This window comes from Pareuzebyella sediminis, assembly GCF_008367235.1.
In the GTDB taxonomy this organism is placed as follows: domain Bacteria; phylum Bacteroidota; class Bacteroidia; order Flavobacteriales; family Flavobacteriaceae; genus Pareuzebyella; species Pareuzebyella sediminis.
In genome coordinates this window covers 256,933-277,587 of record NZ_VTZS01000003.1, presented here as the reverse complement: position 1 = coordinate 277,587, position 20,655 = coordinate 256,933, and the positions used below count along the sequence as shown (strand labels likewise).

The following is a 20,655-nucleotide window of genomic DNA, read 5'->3' as shown; positions in this document are numbered from 1 at the left end:
CAATGGAGGTTCACAAAGTTCTATAGCTTTCCATGATTGTGTTCTTCCTGCCACCTGAAAAGTTCGGCCCACTTACCTTCATAGCACATTTTCGCTTGCATTGGCCAAGAAGACGGATCATGCACTTTAAATCGGTCACCGCCTTTATTTAAAATTGCTTGACAACCGGCCACAGGCATTTCCGATAAATCTTTCCATGTTTTGATACCATCATTCTTGAACATGGCTTCGATTTTAGGTCCGATACCTTCCACAATTTTCAGGTCATTCTCTAAAATGGTCTTACCAAAAACTGCTTTTGCTGCCCCGGCATCAAATGGGATGAGGGTATTTAACTGTCCCTTATCTAACGACGAGGCTATATCGCTTGACGACGGTACCGTGAGCTTTTTATTGCAGGCATCGAGATCAGCTTCCAGCTTGGCATTTTTAGCTCTCATCAACTTGACTTCGGCCGAATAATCTAATACTTTATTTTCTCCTTTACCTAAAAGATAACCGAGTATTGCTGCAATGACACCTACGATTAGAGGAATCAACCAGCACCAAATATTGATATTTTCTGGATTCATATTTTAGTTTTTAAAATGAATGTTCAATTGAATGTAATAGCCTATCTGTTGTTTCAAAAGCGACTCTTTTTAGTTTCATTCGAAGCTATAGGATTTTTTCGGTCTTTAGGTGTTCTTGATCGGATACATTAAGAGTGAAATCTTCGTTGACCTAGTACCGAAAACCACCATCAATTAAAGTGAGTGGATATGGGGTAGGTTGAGGGGTGGCGTAGGCTACCGACTTTTTTTCGATTTTTTCTTTCAAGATTATCTGATTGCAATAACTACAACGGGTAACGTAAAAATATATCCCTATCAGGATGGTTAGGATAATCCCTAGCAGGTAGGTTATCTTTCTTGCCATTATTAATGTATTTGGGGTTTACGTCACAATGTATAAAAAAAAGGAAAATAAAACTGAAAAATAGCCCATAAACTCTAAAAATCAATGAGATAAGTAAATTGAAACAAAGGGAAAAGATATTACATACAGGAATTCAGTTCGTTTATATAAAAAGCTTTGTCAACAGAGAAAAACTTTTTGAAATTCGCAATGTACCTCTATTTGGTATCCTTAATAATGCTCTCTTGGGCAAGACACTTCAAGGGTATTGGTTTTTGTCCGGTTTTAAGGCCTACTTTTTGCTTTTACTTAATACCCGCTGACCGTTTGAGCCAGTTTCTAATGAAGGAGCTAAACGGTCAGTGGGTTTTCTTCTTGAGGGTACCTTAGAATGGTGTCTTCAGGCTAACTTTGGCGTCGATTAGGGATTTAAGTAAAAAATAGTCATTCCTCTCGAATAGAAGCCTGACAATCAAAGCTCTTTCGAGCCAGTTAATTTCTGTCAAAAAAAAATGACATTTACCGATTATACAGAAAATCGTCAAAGATATAAACTCTGAGGGTACAAGCATACATAACTACTTTTTAATGATTGGTAGTACATATATCTTTAGGTTGGATTAAAATAGATAACGATAATGAAAGGCAAGGCAATACCATTGTTCACAATTTTCACTATGGTCGTAACCGTAGGATTACAGGCTTTGCTTCGTGGTAGTTGGAAGGTGCGTCAGACAGAACCTGTCAGAAGTGATATAGGAAGAAAGAATAGAGACTGGTTTTGACACCTGTCCATCGGTTCTGATTTGAAATAATAGTTTGAGTTAGTTAGTTTAGTGTTTAAGAACCCGTAATATTCCATAACTTTTCTTTTTGGGGGAACAGGAAAGTCTGGATGGCGGGTTCTTAATCTTTTTATACAGAGGTGGCAAACGTGAAAAGATTGTCACCTTTTTAATACTTTTATATGTCGTAGTTAGAATTTCATAAATTGAATTTAATGCCCTGAGCCAAAGGGAGTTCTGTGCTATAGTTGATCGTATTCGTTTGCCTGCGCATGTAAAACTTCCAAGCATCGGAACCGCTTTCACGACCGCCCCCGGTTTCTTTTTCTCCACCAAAAGCGCCTCCTATTTCAGCTCCTGAAGTTCCGATATTGACATTGGCAATACCACAGTCGCTCCCTTCTGCCGAGAGAAAGAGTTCAGCTTCCCTTAGATTGTTGGTCATAATAGCTGAAGATAGCCCTTGAACGACACCGTTTTGAATTTGAATAGCATTTTCAACATCTCCCTGATATTTTAAAAGGTAAAGTACGGGCGCAAACGTTTCATGCTGAACAATTTCGAAATCAGGTTTGGCTTCTGCAATGGCAGGTTTTACATAACATCCACTTTCATACCCATTTCCACGGAGAACACCCCCTTCTACGATAAGTTTACCCCCTTCCTCGACGACTTTTTTCAAAGCCTGCTGATAATCGGTCACCGCTTTTTGGTCGATTAGGGGCCCTACATGATTCTTCTCGTTTAACGGATTACCGATTTGCAATTGTTTGTACGCTTTTACAAGGGCATCTTTGACCTTTTCGTAAATAGAGTCATGAACGATCAGTCTTCTTGTGGATGTACAGCGTTGGCCAGCCGTACCGACCGCCCCGAAAACGGCACCTATGACCGTCATCTTAATATCGGCATCAGGGGTTACGATTATGGCATTATTACCGCCAAGTTCCAATAAAGACTTTCCTAAGCGAGCCGCTACTGCCTGTGCCACAATTTTCCCCATACCTATTGATCCTGTAGCAGAGACCAAGGGCACCCTTTTGTCGTGTGTCAGCATTTCACCGACTTTATAATCGCCATTGATGAGACATGAAATGCCTTCCGGTAAGTCATTTGCCTTTAAAACGGTAGCTGCGATATGCTGACATGCAATACCACAAAGCGGTGTTTTCTCAGAAGGTTTCCAAACACAGACATCTCCGCATACCCAAGCTATTGCCGTGTTCCAAGCCCAGACGGCCACGGGAAAATTAAACGCCGAAATAATACCTACGATTCCCAAGGGGTGATATTGTTCGTACATTCGATGGCCTGGCCGTTCGGAGTGCATGGTCAAACCATGTAACTGTCTTGACAAACCTACTGCAAAATCACAAATATCGATCATCTCTTGCACTTCACCCAAACCTTCTTGATAGCTTTTACCCATCTCATAAGAGACCAGTTTACCTAAAGGCTCTTTCATTTCGCGAAGCTTTTCCCCAAATTGGCGCACAACTTCCCCGCGTTGGGGAGCTGGTAGTTTTCTCCATATTTTGAAAGCCTCGGAAGCTGTTTTTATAACGTTTTCATACTCATTTTGAGTAGTGGTCTTTACAGTGGCAATAGTAGCGCCATCTACCGGAGAGATAGAGCTTATGTTCTCTCCTGAGCCAAAAGAATTCGAACCCGTCCAAGTTCCATGGTTGACTGGGGTAATGCCTAAGATCTTTAACGCATTCTCTATGTCGAATCGAACCGCTATCTCTGTCATAATTTTAACTTTTATTGAGCAATTTGTTGATTTTACAAAACTACGAATATTAATAACTTCAAAAACTTAGATCTATTTGGAGAAATGTAGGGTGAATTTAGATTCTACCTAACTTTGGAGTGTCTTGGAGCGACAGATTTATAATTGTAATAAGTCAAGACTCTATTTCAAAGAATACTTTCTGTAAGTAATATTATCATTATGGCCAGCAAAGCAGGTAAGGCCTGAATAAAAAATATTTTCTTATCAGCGGTTAAGGCACCATAGATACCAGCGATGGAAACGCAAGCTAGAAAGAATAAAGCAACATTCATTTTCCAAATTACATCTTCAATAAAAAGCGACCATATAAGTCCGGCAGCCAAAAAGCCGTTATATAGTCCTTGATTGGCTGCCAAAGGTTTGGTAGGCTCGAATAGTTCAGAGGGGAAATTTTTAAAAATCTTTCTTCCCTTGGTGGTCCATGCAAACATTTCGAACCACATGAAATAAAGATGAAGAATTGCAATTAAAGCGGTAATGATGGCCAGAAACATAAGTAAAATTAGTAATAAATTTAAGATGCATCGTATAAATTGGGTTCACTGGTCATCCTATTTTCAAAAGTAAGACTGAATTGGGTGCCGTAGTCATTTGATTCATAGGTAAGGTCGGCTGCGATTTGACGACAAAGGGCCCTTATTATCTCAAAACCGATTCCTTCGGCTTTTTTGATATCAAAATTGGCAGGGAGTCCTTGGCCATTGTCACGTATAGTTAACAAAACCTGAGTTTCATGCAATCTGGTCACATCAATGAGTAGTTCATTGTATTTCAGGGTGTCAGGGTACGCATGCTTCACGGCATTAGTTACCAATTCAGAGATAATCAATGCCAGTGGTACTGCCCTGTCTAAGTCTACCGATATTTCAGGACAATCGATTTTATAGCTGAAAGACGAAGAGATTTTTTTCTGGTACTCCATCAGGTCGACCAGGTAGTCTCTCAAGTTTACGGCTTTCGAATCCTTGTCCTGATATATCTTTTGGTGAGTAAGGGCAATGGCAGAGATTCTTGCCTGACTGTCCGACAAAGCTGTAATGGCTTCTTTACTTGTCAGTTTTCGCTTTTGCATATTCATCAAACTTGAAGTTATCTGAAGATTATTTTTGACCCTGTGGTGTATTTCACGCAACAGATTTTCCTTCATCAAGTTAGATTCTTCCAATTCTGCAGTTCGCAATAGAACCCTAGCCTCGAGCCTTTCATTGTAGACATCTCTTTTTCGTACTAAATAGGTAAGTAGAAGGGTTGTGGTAAGGCCAAAAATCAGAACCGCATAGGACTCAAAGGCATTGGGGAAAGAAAAATAATTAGGCTTTGGGACGTAATGAATTTCCCAATTTCTATTTGCTGCTTTTATTTGATGTCGTATTAAATTATTTTGAAGGTCTTTCGAGATGGAAGCTTCATCTATGGTAGAGAAAAGTAATTGATTATTGGCCGAAATGTCATGTACACAAATATCCAGAACCAGAAGCTCAGAAGCCAGCGTACTACCAATAAAATCATCCATCCTGTAAACGCCGGTCACCAATCCTTTAACTTCATTGGAGGTAGTGTCTATTACCGCTTTAAGCGACAAAATTCCTGGCACCCCGTTATCTTGTAAGACCAGTCTAATGGGCCCGGTTAGCGACATTTTATTAGTTCGGATAGTTGTTTCTATTGCTGATCTCCTAATCGTATCGGAATAGAGGTCAAAACCGACTGCCTCATTCAATGGTCCCAAGGGATTTATTAGTTTGATAGGAAAATGTACATCTTTGGGTTCTGTGCTGATTAGCGAATTCGACGAATCTATTGTCTTTATCGCGGAAAATAGTTGGGCGTCTTTTTCTTTGTTTCGAATACGGGGGCTCCATGTGATGGCACGAATACCTTTCAATTGTTTTAGGAAAGGGTCGGTAAAACGTTCGAATGCTTTTTGGGAGACTTGCGAATTATTTTCGAAGAAAAAACCCATCGATTCGACGACCAAGCTTATTTTATTCAATTCATCGGTAAGCTTGAGATCAGATTTAGTGATGGCATTTTCAACAACAGCCCGATTTCTTTGAGAATACCTGTTGTTAATGGAGAAAAAAACAAAAAATGAAATGGAGCATCCTATTAGGAGAATTGCTATGTACTTAAAATATTGGAACCTCGTCATAGGGTAGCATAAGGGAACTATGGAATGATTTGTAGGTTGTTATCAGTTCAGGTCAAAGAAAATGATTTTTTGCTATAATCGGAAGCGCGTCTAATCTTCAGCTACAAATCTTTGATCAACGGGCATGACCGTTGCACAATTATCGCAGGTGCGCAGTTCTTCAGAGCTGTAAAAATGCTTGAAATGACCTAAAAAGTCCTTCTCAATATCGTTCAACGTGAAATAAACCTCATATAATTTATGATTACAGTTGTCGCAAAACCATAAAAGTCCATCGTCTACCTCCATATCGGCTCTCTTTCGTTCAATGACAAGCCCAATACTTCCTTCATGTCGCACCGGTGAATGCGGTATTTTCGCGGGATGGAGGTACATATCTCCAGGTCCTAGTTGAAAGGTTTTTTTTCTGCCCTCATCCTGAATGTGAACTTCGATGTTACCCTCTAACTGATAGAAAAGTTCTTCCGTTTCGTTGTAATGATAGTCTTTTCTTGCGTTTGGGCCGGCAACGACCATCACAATGTAGTCGTCAGCATCTTTATAAAGATTTTTATTGCCAACAGGAGGTTTCAGGGTGCTTCGATTTTCTTCTATCCATTGGCTTAGATTAAAGGGGGGGATAACTGACATGGTCTTTAGTGATTTTGCGCCGATCGCCGGTTCTGCTCCATTTACGCAACAAAAGACTACGATACGACTCGTTCACTCCAAATTTATGAAAAGATACGCATATCAGGGTTCAATATAACATTAAGTATGTGGTATTATGGCAAAGGCTACCGAAAAAAGATCTGAGTAAAATACAAGGTACCGTTGCTATCTTTCTTTACGCTAACTGCAGTGTGGGTAAATTCGCCTTCCATAGTTTTCTTGTGGCTTGAACTGTCAAGCCAGCCAGCAAAAGCCTGAGAAGCGGTATTATAATCTTTTGCTACGTTTTCAGCTACGAGCTCAGCATCAACTTGTGAGGATATCTTCGAAGCTCTTGTATCGAAATTATCGTGATTTATGCTTCCTATGGAAATCATGTAATCGGTATGGCTGTTGGCATAGTCGTAGGCAACCGTGCTGAAGCTTAAGGAATTGAAGCCCATGGTAGTACGGTACTCATTAACAATATTCAAAAGTTCTTGCTCTACTTCTTTTGCGTTCTCCGCTTCGCTTATATTTGAAGGTCCAACAGGCTCCTTACTGCAAGAGGCCAAAGTACATACAAATAAAACGAGCGCCACATAATGCGTTCTCATTTTCATATACTGTTCTATTTGTAAGTAGGTATGTTCTTGAAGGTAAGCGCCAAAGGATGGGGAGTTTGTGTTCTAAATTACCAATTGGTGCTTAACGATAGGTCTAATATCTGAAAATATTCTTTTTCGACATTCATATAATTGTTCTTTTCGATGAAATACGTTTTTTTTAAGGCTATATAATATGTATGTCCGGTTTTGACATGTAGAAAGGCTTTAGAAGATGATTCCGAACCTATATCTTACCTCTTCATTTTGTAAACCTAATCGGTTTTACTCAAAATGTTTTGAATTACGGTTCATGAAAGAGATGCCCATTCTACTATTAGGGGTAGTGCCTCTCAAAAGGCAAAGGAGGTGTTTTATAGTCAGAGTAAGAGAAAGCTATACAGAGAAGCTATTTTCCAATTTCGTTTAAATGGATCGACCGTTTGGCCTTAAACAAATAGCGAGTATCTTAAAGCATCAAACTATACAAAACTCTCAGGTGCTTTTGAATGCTTCCCTTCTTGTATTATACGATTTTCTTGGTATTCCATTGAAGAACTATACAGCAACGACTTTAGGACCAGTATATAGTAAAGATGTATTAGGGCGGCTACATGGTCTAGGCAATATAAGATGATATCATTAAGAAGCTCTTGTTCGATTATGGGTAATGCTTTTTGCCCATTCAATAGCGTTATTTAGTGATCGAAACCTTTTGAAAAGGGTATTTAAAAACAGTTTTTCAAGAAGTGCATTAAGGTAGCTGGGATGGGAATAAGTAACAATAGCGTATCCTTTTAGTTTATAGCTGTGTTTAAAGAAATGTACCCAATCGGCGGGTTTTACCGAGTAGGGGTTTATTCTATTAGTAATTAAAACGATATTATCACCATTGGTGTCGTAAAGATCCGTCAAGTCTTTCGTGACAATTTTTCCATGTTGCTCCCAAGTAAAGACTACATCTTCATTAATCTCTGCAACCACAAAGCCATCAAAGAGATAATAATTTCCGAATGAATAGGTAATCTCGTGAATTGCTTCACCGTAGAAAGAAGTGTCTTTTAATCTTTGCACACCAACCAGCATTATTCATAATCTGCATAGCAATATAACTTAAATAGGGCTGTTGTGCTAATTTATGCAAGAATAAGGCAACCAAAAAGGAAGTTACGTTTGTTTTTGAAGAAAAAAATTCAAATAATACTACTCAAATACAATGCGGCTATAAGGTCAATCCTTAAATCCAATTTTGGCATGGCTGCCATCACAGTAAGGTTTATTGTTCGAACCGCCACATCTACATAATGCGCTGACCTTATTTTTTTTATCAATCGTCCCGTCAACTTTTTTTATCTCCAGATTTCCTGTAATAAGTAGTGGCCCATTTTCGGTTATTGAAATTTTCGTTACCCCGCCGGTAGTACTATGTTCGGAAGTAGTTTTATCTTTGAGGGAAAGCGCTCTTGAAGGGCAGTTGGCCACTTGAGCTTTAAGGGCTTCCGTAGAGGCATTTTCAATTTTGACCCAAGGTCTTTCTTTCGGATTATATACCTCCGGGAGTAACCGGACACATATACCGGAATGGATGCATTTTTCTGGTTTCCAAAGAATGGTTATTTCCTCGTTAGAATACTCTTTTACTTTTTTCATTGGCTTCTCTAAAGCTTGATGTACCGTTCATTTAGGCGAATGGTTCATTTAAATTTATGTAATTCGAATTTCTTTTGATTCTTTCTCATGCTTTTATTCGATAGATGTTGGGCCGCTCAACTCTTTTTGTGAATATTGATGATATTCTAATTGCTTCAAATGGTTCTATCCATTGTGCCTCCATAATATTTCATACTTTTAAAACCATGACAGGTGCACCTTTTATTACAGATAGCTTTGTAGAAGACCATACCCAGTTCAAACAGTTGGTAATGGCGCTAAAAGAAGGCTTTGCCGCCCAAGAAATCTTGGTGCCGTCGCGGCACCATCACGATTTTCCGAATCCAAAAACCGGCATAGATTCTACGCTGCTATTAATGCCGGCATGGAATCCGGGGAAAGAAGCTGGAGTTAAAATAGCTACTGTAAGCCCTGAAAATGGGCGTTTCAATTTGCCTTCAATTCAGGCTATGTATATTTTTCTGAATGCGGAAAACGGAACGGTCAAGGCTATTTTTAGTGCCAAAAGCCTTACCGCAAAGCGCACAGCGGCAGCATCAGCTTTGGCCTCTAACTATTTATCCAACGAAAATTCCACTTCTATGCTGATGATCGGAACAGGGGCCCTTGCTAAGAATTTAATATTGGCCCATTGCAGTGTGCGGCCGATCAAGGAAGTATTTGTTTGGGGGAGAAATATAAAAAAAGCTCAAATGGTATGTGATGCTTTAAAGGACGAACCCTTTAAATGTAAGATCGTAAAAACCATAACGGAAAAGGTTAGAGAGGTAGATATAATTTCCTGTGCAACGCTTTCGAGAGTCCCGTTGGTACTGGGGAAATACGTGAGAAAAGGGCAACATATTGATTTGGTAGGGGCTTACAAAAAAGATATGCGCGAGGCAGATGACGATACGGTTCAAAAAGCTTCAGTATTTGTCGATACTCTTGATGGAATGAATGAAAGTGGAGATATTGCAGTTCCATTGAAAACAGGTACTTTGAAAAAATCTGATATCAAGGCTGACTTATTTTCGCTTTGTTCAAATAAAAGTAAGGGTAGAATCGACAAGGATGAAATTACCCTTTTCAAATCCGTGGGGCATGCTCTTGAAGATTTGGTCGCGGCATCGTACTATTATCATAGATTCAGTAATGGGGAAAACATTTGACAACATACAAAAGAAGAAAGATTTTCACCCACCAAAAAACGGATGGTTAGTAAAGACTATTGATATGCATACGGGAGGTGAGCCTTTGCGGGTCATCGTTGACGGTTTTCCCGAATTGATAGGGAGTTCCGTCCTGGAGCGTCGTCGTTATTGTAAAGAAAACTATGACCATTTGAGAAAGGCCTTGTTGTTTGAGCCGCGTGGCCATGCCGATATGTATGGGTGTCTTTTGGTGCCTCCCAACGATGAGGAAGGTGACTTTGGAATTCTTTTTCTGCACAATGAAGGGTATAGTACTATGTGCGGCCATGCAATTATTGCCATTGCTACATTGGCTATTGAAATGGAATGGACTCCGGTTGAGGAAGGCGAGAACGTTTTAAAAATAGACGCTCCGTGCGGTAGAATTATATCGTATACCGAAGTTAGGGAGGGTAAGGTAGTTGGAGTAAGATTTCATTGCGTACCTAGTTTTGTAGTGGGGCTTGATAGAAAAGTTACGGTCGATGCTTTTGGGGAGGTCACTTATGACCTAGCGTACGGCGGGGCATTTTATGCCTATGTAGACATGAATAAGAACAGATTCGATTTTACTTTATCGCCTAAGTATTATCGTGCGCTGATCGACACTGGTATGGCAATAAAAAAGGCGGTGATTGAACAAGACAAGGGAATCTTTCATCCTTTTGAAGATGATTTGGGTTTTCTTTATGGCACTATTTTTATATCCAAATCCGACCGACCGGAAGTCGACAGTAAGAATGTCTGTGTTTTCGCCGAAGGGGAAGTAGATCGTAGCCCAACAGGATCAGGAGTTTCAGGTAGAATGGCAATCCATAGGGTCCGCAATGAAATCGATTATTGCAAGAGCATGGTTATTGAGAGCATTACAGGATCGCTGTTCAAGGGTTCAATCGTAAATGAGAAAAATTATGGCCCTTTCAAGGCGGTTATTCCCGAAGTGGAGGGCAAAGCATATATCACAGGAATGCACACGTTTTATATGGACCCCGATGATCCCATTAAAACTGGTTTCATACTGCGTTGAACAAACAATTTTAAATAATAATTTCAGGATTGTTATTTGGGCGTACCTCTTCCGTCGTTCTCAAAACCCTATTGAAAACGAATGCACCGATTTCCTTTAACGGGCGATAAAGAACCGATTGGTTCATCGTTTCATTTTCAACTACATCGGCCGATTCGTTGACCCGTTCAAAGAATATCAACAATGCCCCTAGAATGATGGCCACCTTGAGGGCTCCAAAAATAGCCCCGGCAATTTTATTCAAAAGGCCGAGCATAGCCAAATTGGCAATTTTGGTAAGCAACCGAGCCGCAATATGAACAATAAAAACAATGGCTAAAAAAGTGATTACAAAGGCCGCAATATTGACATAGCGTTCCTCCCATTCCATGTGCTGTGACAGATAATCTCCTGCGTAGTATGAAAAGTGAATTGCACCATAAATACCCGCAATAATTGCGATAATAGAGGCAATTTCAACCAGTAATCCATTTTTAAAGCCTTTAACCACGCCCCAAAGAAGCATTAATCCTAGAATAATATCAAGAAATGACATATAGAATACTTTACGTAAATATAGGACTTTGATTTGTACCTTTGACAGGTGTTGGGCGTTGCAATTTTGGAATTTGAGTCAACGGCTTTTTGAAAATGACGATCGGCACCAATACCTAAAAAAGGTTTATAAATGTCAAGGGACGAGCACTTAAAAAAACGATGGGAAATACTGGTAAATAAACTGTCAGAACAGTTTTCAGATGGCGACCCCTTAGAGTTGGACGGCATCATTTACTTAGTGGGCATCCAAGAATTAGGGCAGTATCACAGAAGATATAAGAAAGACGACAAGCTAGACCTCATGCATATTGCCATATGCCGATTGCTAGAGCCGTATGGCTATTACGAATTTGAATTTTTTGATGAAGAAGGATGGCCTCACTATACTACCAAAGAGGTGTTACCTGCATTGAAACCGGGTGAGCAATCTATCTTAATGAAGGAGGCCATAGTCGACTACTTTATGGAAAAGGAATATATTGATTGAGGGCTTTAAGGGGTTTGTGGGATAGAAAAGGTAGTTTCGCCAAACTATGAAATACAAATGATAAAACCGTATTACGCTGTTATCTTTACCTCGATCCGTACCAATGATGAAAATGGATACAATGAAATGGCCGTAAATATGGAAAAATTAGCTGCAGAACAGCCTGGTTTCTTGGGAGTCGAAAGTGCCAGGAACGAGATTGGTATTACGGTTAGCTATTGGGAAAGTAAGGAAGCCATTGCAAATTGGAAAGCACACATCGACCATCTTTTTGCCCAGCAGAAGGGAATGAAGGATTGGTATACTTGGTATAAAGTGCGTATTTGTCTGGTGGAAAGGGAATACGATTTTGAGAAATCCCCTGAAAAAAAGTAATCGAAAGTTTTCTATTTATCTTGTACCGATATCGGTCTTTTATTGAAAGATTGATAGTTCTTGAGAGCTTTTTGAGAAAGTATCCTTGGGGTTGATATAAAAGGGTTAGATTCTATGCAAAGCACCCCTATGTACTGGTAGTCATGGCCTTTTACCTTGTAAAGTATTACGTGTTGTTTGCTCCAAGTTTTTAAGGCCATAGGAACGATTGTTTATTTACTCAAATGCCCTAGGCCAATTTAAAATCAAGGTGATTGCCCTATCCTGAAGTGAAGTTTTCATTATGATTAGAATTGCGTAGGCTTCCTCCTTTGAAATGGACCGTTTAAATTCTATATTTAGCAATGGGTCTAAAATTAATCCTTATTAATAAGTAAGGATTGCGCTAGGGGTTACATAAACAATGCTCTATCTGAGAATTATTGTTCAAGGCCTTCCTGATTTTGACCGATGAATCTAACGTTTCTTAAAAAGCAAAGTAATGCAGTATATTATCTCTTTAGATCAAGGCACTACCAGTTCGCGCGCTCTTTTGGTTGACGAAAAAGGCAAAATAAAGGGCATGGTACAAAAAGAATTCAAACAGATTTTTCCAAAACCTGGTTGGGTCGAGCACGATCCGATGGAAATTTTAGAGTCACAGTTGGGTGTGCTGGATGAATTGATTAAAAAGCAAAAAATCAATGCTTCTGATATCAAGGCCATTGGGATTACCAATCAAAGGGAAACGGCATTGGTCTGGGACAAGACTACTGGAAAGCCCGTATATAACGCTATTGTTTGGCAAGATAAACGAACGGCCGATATTTGCGAACACCTAAAAAAAAGCGGTCTTACCGAGCATGTGCGCCAGACTACAGGTCTTGTAATCGATTCCTATTTCTCGGGAACCAAGGTGAAATGGATTCTCGATAATGTAAAAGGTGCTAGGGCAAAAGCCGAAAATGGCGATTTGTTGATGGGAACTATAGATAGCTGGTTGGTGTGGAACATGACCCAAAAGAAGCACCACGTCACCGACTATACCAATGCTTCCCGTACAATGGTCTATGATATTGTCAATTTGAAGTGGGATGATAAAATGTTGAAAGCTCTTGAAATTCCAAAACTGATGTTGCCCGAGGTAAAGCCTTCGGCCTACCATTTTGGAGATTATACTATCGATGGGGTCGACATCCCAATTGCCGGGATTGCGGGAGACCAACAGGCAGCACTGTTCGGACAAGCTTGTTTCAAGAAAGGAACGGCCAAGAATACCTACGGCACGGGATGTTTTATGTTAATGAATACGGGGGAAGAGCCACAGTTTTCAAAAAACGGACTGTTAACTACCATTGCCTATGGTCTTGACGGGAAGGTGAACTATGCCCTTGAGGGAAGTATTTTTATTGCCGGAGCGGCCATTCAATGGTTACGTGATGGGTTGGAATTGATCAAAGAAGCCAAGGAAACTGAGAGCTTGGCAGATTCAATTGAAGGAGAGAACTCCGTGTATGTCGTTCCCGCGTTTGCCGGTTTAGGAGCCCCCTATTGGGATATGTATGCCCGAGGAGCTATCTTCGGCCTTACTCGAGATACGGGAAAAGCACATCTCGCAAAAGCCACCCTCGAATCGTTGGCATACCAGACCAAAGATATTCTCAAGGCGATGGAAGACGATTCGGGCATACAATTGAAAAACCTAAGGGTCGATGGCGGGGCCTGTGCCAATAACCACTTGATGCAGTTTCAGGCCGACATACTCGACTCGGAAGTGCACCGCCCCGAGGTAATCGAATCAACAGCCATGGGAGCGGCCTTTCTAGCGGGTATTCAAATAGGCCTTTGGAAGCAAGACGATGTGGATCAGAACAGACCAATGAATCGAATTTTCAAACCGGCCTTTGATCGGGTAAAGCGAAAACGATTGTACAAAAAATGGCAAAAGGCGGTAGAACGAACCAAGGGTTGGGAAGAAAATTAAAAGAAAAAAATAAGTGGAAAATATAAGATTTTCAAATTTAGAGCGAACAAAGATTATAGAGAATCTCGCCAAGGGCACATTTGACCTTGTTGTTATCGGTGGGGGAATTACCGGGGGAGGAATAGCCCTTGATGCCGCTTCTCGAGGATTAAAAGTGGCCTTGGTCGAAAAAGGTGATTTTGCCTCCGGCACCAGCAGTAAATCTACCAAACTTATTCATGGGGGGCTTCGGTATCTAAAACAATTTGATTTTTGGTTGGTCAAGGAGGTCGGTTCCGAAAGGGCAATCGTTCATAAATTAGCCCCACACCTTGTACTCCCTGAAAAAATGCTATTGCCGCTAATAGAAAACGGTTCGTACGGCAAATGGTTGACCTCTATCGGCTTGAAGGTTTACGATATTCTCGCCCAGGTCACAGGGGATGATAAACGTAAAATGCTCGAAAAAAAGGAGGCTAAGAAGTTAGAGCCCCTCCTGCCCAAGAAGATTCTTAAAGGTGCGGGCTATTATGCAGAATACAGAACGGATGACGCCCGCCTGACGTTGGAAAATATCAAGACGAGTCTTTCTTTCGGTGCGACCGCATTAAACTATGCCCGAGTAGAAGATTTTCTATATACCGAAGAAAAAGTTTGTGGCGTAAAGGTTAAAGATGTGCTAACGGGCCGAGCGTTTGATATAACATCTAAATACGTTATAAGTGCGGCCGGCCCGTGGGTCGATGATCTGCGAAATGTCAACAACTCCAAGAAAGGCAAGCAACTACACCTGACAAAAGGGGTTCACCTCGTTTTTCCTCATGCAAAACTTCCAGTGAAACATTCGGTGTATTTTGATATACCTGATGGCCGTATGATGTTCGCTATTCCGAGAGGAAAAATTACCTATGTAGGCACTACCGACACCAATTTTAACAAAGATAAAGACAATGTACGCGTTGACCTGGCCGATGCGATTTATCTATTGTCTGCCGTAAATAATATGTTTCCTAAAATAAATCTCGAAATGGAAGATATCATTTCTTCCTGGGCGGGCCTGAGGCCATTGATTCATGAAGAGGGAAAATCGGCTTCGGAACTCTCGCGAAAGGATGAAATCTTTACGTCTGATACTGGCCTGATCAGTATTGCCGGCGGTAAGTTGACAGGGTATCGAAAAATGGCCGAACGCGTGGTCAACCGTATCGCCGAGAAAATGGAAGATGATTATGGTACTGAGCTTAAGGAATGCTACACGGATAAAATTCCTTTGTGTGGAAACGTAGATTTTAAAAAGTTCAAGAACGTCCAAAAGTATATTTCCGAAGTCTATGAACGAATCAAAGGAGAAGGTTTTGAAGAATATGACGCCTGGTCTTTGGTGACTACATATGGTAAACAGACCGAGACAATTTTAGATATATACGATACATTAAACAAAGAAGATATCTATATACGAATGGTCAAGGCGGAACTACAATTCGGAATCGATTACGAGATGGTACAGACTCCAATGGATTTCTTTATTCGAAGAACGGGAAGGCTCTACTTTGATATCGATAGCGTTCGAAATTTAATGGATCCTGTTTTAGACGAGTTCAAAAGACGTTTTAAACTCGATGACCAGCAGGTTCTGGAATGGAAAGAAACCTTAAATCACGAACTCAACGAGCATTCCAATTTTTCTATGGACCGGGTATAGGCTTAGTTCAATTTATCGGTCAACTTGGCAAATACCTTTTTTGGATTTTTACCCTCATATAGAACCTCATAGACAGCGTTAATTATAGGAGTTCTGACCTTTTTTTCGAACTTCGATTTGATATCGTAGGCACTTTTGGTGGCATAGTAGCCCTCGGCGACCATGCTCATTTCCATCTGCGCACTTTTAACGGTGTAGCCTTTGCCAATCATGTTGCCAAACATCCGGTTTCGGCTGAAAGTAGAATAGCCCGTAACTAAAAGATCGCCCAAATAGGCCGAATCATTGATATTACGGTCTATTTTATGAATGCGCTTGGTAAAGCGCTTCATCTCTCGAATGGCATTGCTCATCAAAACGCTTTGAAAATTGTCGCCGTAACCTAGGCCATGGGCAATACCTGCGGCAATTGCATAGATATTTTTAAGCATGGCGGCATATTCCGTACCGATGATGTCTTTGGTTACTTTCGTTTTGATATAGCTGCTTTCGAGATTTTTGGCCATATACTTGGCTTTTTCGGTATCGGCACAGGCAATGGTCAAATAGGATAGACGTTCGAGGGCTACTTCTTCAGCATGACAGGGCCCCGTGATTACCCCGATATTTTTGAAGGGAATCTTGTATTTTTCATGAAAGTGCTCGCCAACAATCAATCCGGTTTCAGGTACAATCCCCTTAATTGCCGAGAAAACGATTTTTTCCTCTAATGGTACCGTCAATTTCTCCAATTCGCTGCCCAAAAAGGCAGAGGGAATGGCAAATATTAATATATCGGCTCCGGATACTGCTTCGTTAATATCATCAGTCAGTGCGAGTTGCTTGGTGTCAAAGGTTACCGATGTCAGGTAATTCGGATTGTGTTTCTTAATATTAATAAAGCCAACGGCATCAGTATTTCGCATATACCATCCTACTTGATCTTGATTGACACAGAGCATCTTTACAATGGCGGTAGCCCAACTTCCTCCTCCAAAAACTGCGAATTTTTTAGTCATCTTTTCCCTGTTTTCATGTTCTCCCCTTAACAGCAAGAGCGCACGTCGTTTGATAGAAAATATACAATCGATTTGTAAAATTAATCAATTAAATAGCCATATTCTGATGGTTTGGTGTACGTTATAGATGTATGGCTCGATGTATGACAGTGATGACGTCAAAATACCATAAACTTTAACATTAGCTACCGTTGGTCGAGCAATTATATCCTAGTACAGGTCGTTATTATTAGGAGTTCTAACGAACAATAGAACCGAGGTAGATAAGAATCGGACCCGATTTGTTTCGGAGAACGTCAGAGATAAATTTTTGGTTGGTTATTTAGTTAGGAATCGCCCTGAGCAATACTGTTCGGGGCGGTTTTTTTTATTTAGAGCTTTACATCTTCCAGTATTTTTAGATCGATCTCGATGATATCCGAGGTATGAAGCACGGAAATATCCCCGGTAGTTTCGAAAATGACCGCTTTTACCTGAGAAAATTGTAAAACATTGGCCTCCCTTAACTTAGCCATTAGGTCGGCATGGCTAACCAAGGCCTTTTCTAAGTTTTTCTCATATATTTTTCCATCTTTCATTAACAATATTGGAGTATTGGTCAACAACTTTTCTGCAGAGGAAGAACTAGAAAGCACCTTTGAAAAGAGAACTTGAAGTGCCGCCAAGAGGGCCAAGGAAACAAATGCAGGCATTAGATTGGATATGGGTTTATTCACGGCGTCTGCCAAGATGGATCCCATCGCTATAGTGACTGCAAAGTCGAAGCTTGTCATTTTGGCAAATGTTCTCTTGCCGGCGAATCGGGTAACCAGCATAATGTAAAAGTAAATACAAACGGCCGCTAACACCATTTGAAGTACCGTAGATAAATCTAAAAGTGAGAAAATCTCCATAGTCTACTTTGTTTGGGAAAAGGTTAACGTTATTTCCCGTGTGCCTTAAAAAGGTATCCTACAATTTAAACGATATTAACCATAGAGGGTTGCTGTGACGGTTTCTTTAATAACGCAATACAAGTTTTATGGTAATCCGACATTGTGGATCCGACATGGGTATACCTCTCGCGTAAGTCCTAGGATTGGGAACCAGCTAAATAAGAAACTGCCACCTTAGGGAGCCGGGAGAAAAGCTTTTTGAGATCAAAAGTGGGTGAGGCCCTAAGTCTGGTCGTATCAAGCGAATATCTTGTTTAATTCTTGACGATGGTTTAGACTATATACTGGCGCACGATAGAGTATATTTCTCCGAAACCGGGTGATTTCGGTCACTTCTTTAGGCTTAAAGTCTAATTTGCCCTATTTTTGCGCGCTTAAAATCTTAATGCTGTGAAGAAATACCTGAATTTGTTTGATTTTAGGCAGAAAGTCGACTACAAGACCGAAATCCTTTCCGGGTTGACCGTAGCCCTGGCGTTAGTGCCAGAAGCCATTGCTTTCGCCCTCATTCCAGGCTTTTCACCTTTAACCGGCTTGTATGCGGCCTTTGTACTGTGTTTGATAACTTCTATTTTAGGAGGTCGACCTGGTATGATTTCAGGGGCAACAGGAGCTGTAGCGGTCATTTTTGTGGGATTAATTCTTGAATTAAAACGGAATTTTCCGGGGATAGAACCAGAGACGATCTTGCATTACGTTTTTGCTACGGTCATTATTGCGGGCACCTTGCAGATTTTGGCCGGGGTACTGCGTTTAGGTAAATTTATAAGGTTAGTACCCCATCCGGTGATGTTCGGTTTCGTGAATGGTTTGGCCATTATAATTTTCATGGCACAGTTTCCAAATTTTTACCAAAAAGGTACGGATCAGTTATTGACAGGGATGCCTATGTTAGTCATGATAGGGCTTACACTTTTGACCATGTTCATTATTTGGGGTTTTCCAAAATTGACCAAAGCTGTTCCTTCTTCATTATTGGCCATCATCGTGGTTTCTGGGATAGTAATTGGTTTTGGCATTGATACACTTACCGTTGCCGATACCATAAGGGAAGGCGAAAGTATCAGCGGTGGGTTTCCGCCACTCTCTATTCCTGACATACCATTTACGCTTGAAACGATTAAAATAATCTTTCCTTACGCAGCGATTGTGGCAGGAGTAGGATTGATCGAAAGTCTTTTGACCTTGAACATTATCGATGAAATTACAGAAACCCGAGGTAGTGGAAATAAAGAATGCGTAGCTCAGGGTACGGCGAATATCTTTTCCGGTTTTCTGTCGGGTATGGGAGGCTGTGCAATGATTGGTCAAAGCTTAATAAATACTTCTTCAGGGGCACGGGCAAGACTCTCTGGAATTACTGCTGCGGTGATGCTTTTGGTCTTCATAATGTTTGGTTCGAGTCTCATAGAACGGTTACCAATGGCTGCCTTGGTCGGCCTAATGTTTATGGTGGCCATAGGAACTTTTGAATGGGCCAGTTTCAAGACCTTTGGCAAAATGCCAAAATCAGATGTGGTTGTCATGGTTTTGGTCACTTTAATTACTGCGGTAACACATAATTTGGCCGTGGCCGTCTTGCTGGGTGTAATTATCTCCGCGCTAGCCTATTCCTGGGAGAATGCGAAACGTATTCGGGCGCGTAAGCGTATTGATGAGAATGGAGTGAAGCATTATGAGATTTACGGTCCACTCTTCTTTGGGTCAACTACCCTCTTTGGTGAGAAATTCGACGTACAGAATGATCCCAATGAGGTCATCATCGATTTTAAGGAAAGCCGTGTGGCCGACATGTCAGGTATTGAAGCCTTGAACAAAATAACGGAACGTTATAATAAAGCCGGCAAGAAAGTACATTTAAGGCATTTGAGTAAAGACTGCGTCCGTCTGCTGAAAAACGCCGAAGATATTATCGATGTCAACGTCTTGGAAGATCCTACCTATAAAGTGATGGTTGATAAGCCTACTTTATAGTGCGATACCAATTTACAAATCGTGCTAATGCCAGCGGATGGCATAGTAGCGGCAAGGTTGATCACCTATATTCGAGATACCATGAAAGTCGTTCGACCTGATGAAATAAACATCGCCCGTTTCGCCCGTATAGTTTTTATTGTTTATGGTCATTTGGGTCTGACCTTCCACTACGATTATTAGTTCGGAATCTAAGTGTGAATGGGGCTCATGGCTTGGTCCTTTTCCATTCAATTGCGTGGCATGCATTTCGAATTTTTTACACATGGCTGAGGGCCTTTCAAAATATGGGGTGCTACTTCCTTTCTTGGTTTCTTTCGATTTTAAAGACGAGGATTCCAGAAACAATTGATGACCTGCTTTTTTACTTCTCTCCATGTCCATAGGCTCATTCGCGGTAAACATGATAACGTAATAGGTCAGTTCGCCATCACCGACATTTTCCATAGATTGCTCCGTAAGCGGGGGAATCAATACTACACTACCGGCACTTAGTATTTTACTTTCTCCGTCAATCGTCATTTTCATTTGCCCCTCTTTCACGACAATCAGCTCTTCAATGTTCTTCTGGGTATGCGGAGCTGCAGGCTTAGCCCCTTTTGCCTGAGTGGTCGCATGGATTTCAAAAAAGCTAAAATGTGGCGAATAGCCCTCTAGAATTTTACGACTTATGCGTTCGGGACTTTCCTTTTTAGGCAGTTCGTTCCACTTGTAAACTCCAGTTTCCACTTCCTTTAATTGGGACGTTCCAATAGTGCAGATCAGTATCGATGGCCAAAGCATTGATTGAAATTTCATATATGCGTTCTCGTTTGAAGAAAAAACTTGAATTCTATTAAGATAAAACAATTATGACGGTTATAGGTGACAATTTATAAAATTACGGTGATTCCGCAGTATTTCTTTACATAATGGCCTAAAGCAAAGTTTTAAAGGGTCGCCCCTACACATTTTCAGTATCGTTCGGCCGA

The 20,655-nt window shown here is 40.7% G+C and carries 20 protein-coding genes; 8 read left to right on the top strand and 12 right to left on the bottom strand.

The features are described 5' to 3' along the window. Positions 1-20: 20 nt before the first annotated feature. A complete protein-coding gene (locus tag F2B13_RS11865) occupies positions 21-572 on the bottom strand; it encodes a DNA polymerase Y subunit UmuC family protein (protein ID WP_149273311.1) in 552 nt (183 codons plus the stop codon). 963 nt (positions 573-1,535) lie between these two features. Here F2B13_RS11865 and F2B13_RS20455 point away from each other — a divergent pair. Then, a complete protein-coding gene (locus F2B13_RS20455) occupies positions 1,536-1,682 on the top strand; it encodes a hypothetical protein (RefSeq protein ID WP_198439682.1) in 147 nt (48 codons plus the stop codon). A gap of 199 nt (positions 1,683-1,881) precedes the next feature. Here the strand turns inward: F2B13_RS20455 and amaB are convergent, their stop codons facing one another. The 7 genes from amaB to F2B13_RS11830 all read right to left on the bottom strand — a co-directional run bounded on the left by amaB (position 1,882) and on the right by F2B13_RS11830 (position 8,514). Next, positions 1,882-3,435: an L-piperidine-6-carboxylate dehydrogenase gene (gene amaB / locus F2B13_RS11860; protein ID WP_149273308.1), complete on the bottom strand. Its 1,554-nt coding sequence runs from the start codon at positions 3,433-3,435 to the stop codon at positions 1,882-1,884. A gap of 167 nt (positions 3,436-3,602) precedes the next feature. Then, entirely contained in the window at positions 3,603-3,971 is a 369-nt protein-coding gene (locus F2B13_RS11855; RefSeq protein WP_149273306.1) for a DUF1304 domain-containing protein, read from the bottom strand. A gap of 20 nt (positions 3,972-3,991) precedes the next feature. Further along, positions 3,992-5,629 (bottom strand): CHASE domain-containing protein, encoded by a 1,638-nt coding sequence (locus F2B13_RS11850; protein WP_149304300.1) that lies wholly within the window; start codon positions 5,627-5,629, stop codon positions 3,992-3,994. Positions 5,630-5,719: 90 nt separating this feature from the next. After that, on the bottom strand, positions 5,720-6,259 hold the full coding sequence (locus F2B13_RS11845) for a 3-hydroxyanthranilate 3,4-dioxygenase (protein ID WP_149273302.1): 540 nt from the start codon (positions 6,257-6,259) through the stop codon (positions 5,720-5,722). Positions 6,260-6,405: 146 nt separating this feature from the next. Then, a complete protein-coding gene (locus F2B13_RS11840; RefSeq protein WP_149273300.1) occupies positions 6,406-6,882 on the bottom strand; it encodes a CAP domain-containing protein in 477 nt (158 codons plus the stop codon). A gap of 624 nt (positions 6,883-7,506) precedes the next feature. After that, the gene (locus F2B13_RS11835; protein WP_232622875.1) at positions 7,507-7,938 is read right to left on the bottom strand and encodes a hypothetical protein; all 432 of its coding nucleotides are present in this window, start codon (positions 7,936-7,938) and stop codon (positions 7,507-7,509) included. 156 nt (positions 7,939-8,094) lie between these two features. Beyond that, entirely contained in the window at positions 8,095-8,514 is a 420-nt protein-coding gene (locus F2B13_RS11830) for a (4Fe-4S)-binding protein (RefSeq protein WP_149304299.1), read from the bottom strand. Between the two features lie 206 nt (positions 8,515-8,720). On the opposite strand from F2B13_RS11830, the gene F2B13_RS11825 reads away from it, so the two are divergent. Further along, positions 8,721-9,686 carry an ornithine cyclodeaminase family protein gene (locus F2B13_RS11825; protein WP_149304298.1) on the top strand — a complete coding sequence of 322 codons (966 nt, stop codon included), beginning with the start codon at positions 8,721-8,723 and terminating at the stop codon, positions 9,684-9,686. Beyond that, the gene (locus F2B13_RS11820) at positions 9,619-10,734 is read left to right on the top strand and encodes a proline racemase family protein (RefSeq protein ID WP_232625226.1); all 1,116 of its coding nucleotides are present in this window, start codon (positions 9,619-9,621) and stop codon (positions 10,732-10,734) included. Before F2B13_RS11825 ends, F2B13_RS11820 begins: the two co-directional genes overlap by 68 nt. 10 nt (positions 10,735-10,744) lie before the next feature. Here F2B13_RS11820 and F2B13_RS11815 read toward each other — a convergent pair whose 3' ends face one another. After that, positions 10,745-11,269, bottom strand: a complete 525-nt coding sequence (locus F2B13_RS11815; protein WP_149304296.1) for a CvpA family protein — start codon at positions 11,267-11,269, stop codon at positions 10,745-10,747. A gap of 132 nt (positions 11,270-11,401) precedes the next feature. On the opposite strand from F2B13_RS11815, the gene F2B13_RS11810 reads away from it, so the two are divergent. The 4 genes from F2B13_RS11810 (at position 11,402) to F2B13_RS11795 (ending at position 15,777) form a co-directional block, all read left to right on the top strand. Continuing rightward, a complete protein-coding gene (locus F2B13_RS11810; protein ID WP_149304295.1) occupies positions 11,402-11,758 on the top strand; it encodes a hypothetical protein in 357 nt (118 codons plus the stop codon). Between the two features lie 57 nt (positions 11,759-11,815). Further along, positions 11,816-12,133, top strand: coding sequence for an antibiotic biosynthesis monooxygenase family protein (locus F2B13_RS11805; RefSeq protein WP_149304294.1), 318 nt, complete (start codon positions 11,816-11,818; stop codon positions 12,131-12,133). A gap of 481 nt (positions 12,134-12,614) precedes the next feature. Continuing rightward, positions 12,615-14,096, top strand: coding sequence for a glycerol kinase GlpK (gene glpK, locus F2B13_RS11800; protein ID WP_149273284.1), 1,482 nt, complete (start codon positions 12,615-12,617; stop codon positions 14,094-14,096). Positions 14,097-14,109: 13 nt separating this feature from the next. Next, positions 14,110-15,777, top strand: a complete 1,668-nt coding sequence (locus F2B13_RS11795) for a glycerol-3-phosphate dehydrogenase/oxidase (RefSeq protein ID WP_149304293.1) — start codon at positions 14,110-14,112, stop codon at positions 15,775-15,777. 2 nt (positions 15,778-15,779) lie between these two features. Here the strand turns inward: F2B13_RS11795 and F2B13_RS11790 are convergent, their stop codons facing one another. Beyond that, positions 15,780-16,775, bottom strand: a complete 996-nt coding sequence (locus F2B13_RS11790) for an NAD(P)H-dependent glycerol-3-phosphate dehydrogenase (RefSeq protein ID WP_149304292.1) — start codon at positions 16,773-16,775, stop codon at positions 15,780-15,782. A gap of 371 nt (positions 16,776-17,146) precedes the next feature. Continuing rightward, entirely contained in the window at positions 17,147-17,668 is a 522-nt protein-coding gene (locus F2B13_RS11785; RefSeq protein ID WP_149304291.1) for a DUF421 domain-containing protein, read from the bottom strand. Between the two features lie 432 nt (positions 17,669-18,100). On the opposite strand from F2B13_RS11785, the gene F2B13_RS11780 reads away from it, so the two are divergent. Then, the gene (locus F2B13_RS11780; RefSeq protein ID WP_149304290.1) at positions 18,101-19,684 is read left to right on the top strand and encodes a SulP family inorganic anion transporter; all 1,584 of its coding nucleotides are present in this window, start codon (positions 18,101-18,103) and stop codon (positions 19,682-19,684) included. 24 nt (positions 19,685-19,708) lie between these two features. Here F2B13_RS11780 and F2B13_RS11775 read toward each other — a convergent pair whose 3' ends face one another. Further along, entirely contained in the window at positions 19,709-20,482 is a 774-nt protein-coding gene (locus tag F2B13_RS11775) for a cupin domain-containing protein (RefSeq protein ID WP_149304289.1), read from the bottom strand. Between the last annotated feature and the right edge of the window lie 173 nt (positions 20,483-20,655).

What these genes read in the sequence shown, in the direction of transcription:
- F2B13_RS11865 (WP_149273311.1), bottom strand. Translation starts at nt 572, where the DNA reads ATGAATCCAGAAAATATCAATATTTGGTGCTGGTTGATTCCTCTAATC.
- F2B13_RS20455 (WP_198439682.1), top strand. Translation starts at nt 1,536, where the DNA reads ATGAAAGGCAAGGCAATACCATTGTTCACAATTTTCACTATGGTCGTA.
- amaB (WP_149273308.1), bottom strand. Translation starts at nt 3,435, where the DNA reads ATGACAGAGATAGCGGTTCGATTCGACATAGAGAATGCGTTAAAGATC.
- F2B13_RS11855 (WP_149273306.1), bottom strand. Translation starts at nt 3,971, where the DNA reads ATGTTTCTGGCCATCATTACCGCTTTAATTGCAATTCTTCATCTTTAT.
- F2B13_RS11850 (WP_149304300.1), bottom strand. Translation starts at nt 5,629, where the DNA reads ATGACGAGGTTCCAATATTTTAAGTACATAGCAATTCTCCTAATAGGA.
- F2B13_RS11845 (WP_149273302.1), bottom strand. Translation starts at nt 6,259, where the DNA reads ATGTCAGTTATCCCCCCCTTTAATCTAAGCCAATGGATAGAAGAAAAT.
- F2B13_RS11840 (WP_149273300.1), bottom strand. Translation starts at nt 6,882, where the DNA reads ATGAAAATGAGAACGCATTATGTGGCGCTCGTTTTATTTGTATGTACT.
- F2B13_RS11830 (WP_149304299.1), bottom strand. Translation starts at nt 8,514, where the DNA reads ATGAAAAAAGTAAAAGAGTATTCTAACGAGGAAATAACCATTCTTTGG.
- F2B13_RS11825 (WP_149304298.1), top strand. Translation starts at nt 8,721, where the DNA reads ATGACAGGTGCACCTTTTATTACAGATAGCTTTGTAGAAGACCATACC.
- F2B13_RS11820 (WP_232625226.1), top strand. Translation starts at nt 9,619, where the DNA reads ATGCTCTTGAAGATTTGGTCGCGGCATCGTACTATTATCATAGATTCA.
- F2B13_RS11815 (WP_149304296.1), bottom strand. Translation starts at nt 11,269, where the DNA reads ATGTCATTTCTTGATATTATTCTAGGATTAATGCTTCTTTGGGGCGTG.
- F2B13_RS11810 (WP_149304295.1), top strand. Translation starts at nt 11,402, where the DNA reads ATGTCAAGGGACGAGCACTTAAAAAAACGATGGGAAATACTGGTAAAT.
- F2B13_RS11805 (WP_149304294.1), top strand. Translation starts at nt 11,816, where the DNA reads ATGATAAAACCGTATTACGCTGTTATCTTTACCTCGATCCGTACCAAT.
- glpK (WP_149273284.1), top strand. Translation starts at nt 12,615, where the DNA reads ATGCAGTATATTATCTCTTTAGATCAAGGCACTACCAGTTCGCGCGCT.
- F2B13_RS11790 (WP_149304292.1), bottom strand. Translation starts at nt 16,775, where the DNA reads ATGACTAAAAAATTCGCAGTTTTTGGAGGAGGAAGTTGGGCTACCGCC.
- F2B13_RS11785 (WP_149304291.1), bottom strand. Translation starts at nt 17,668, where the DNA reads ATGGAGATTTTCTCACTTTTAGATTTATCTACGGTACTTCAAATGGTG.
- F2B13_RS11775 (WP_149304289.1), bottom strand. Translation starts at nt 20,482, where the DNA reads ATGAAATTTCAATCAATGCTTTGGCCATCGATACTGATCTGCACTATT.